General features: G+C 42.9%; 1 protein-coding gene. It reads right to left on the bottom strand.

The window, feature by feature from the left end; translation table 11 throughout:
• Nucleotides 1–59: 59 nt before the first annotated feature.
• Nucleotides 60–240: hypothetical protein (locus ACP7FG_RS13175; protein ID WP_439226657.1), on the bottom strand; the 181-nt coding region annotated here is incomplete at its 5' end.

The raw sequence follows: 240 nt of genomic DNA on the forward strand, positions 1-240 counted from the left end.
GTTTAGTTCTATCTAAAAAGGCCTCTGGGCCTCACAAGACCACGGTACCAGTAATCCTTTTAGATGTCAAGGTTTTTGACGCTTTTTGCGTATGTCTGAATAAATTTTTTGCGAGGCAGAACTTCGTCGCCCATTAAGACATCAAAGATGCGGTCTGCCTCTTTTGCATTGTCAATGGTAACCTGTAAAAGAATACGGTTTGTAGGATTCATGGTGGTTTCCCAAAGCTCTTCCGGGTTC

The organism is Idiomarina sp. ST10R2A5, assembly GCF_051842325.1.
Taxonomy (GTDB): Bacteria; Pseudomonadota; Gammaproteobacteria; order Enterobacterales; family Alteromonadaceae; genus Idiomarina; species Idiomarina abyssalis.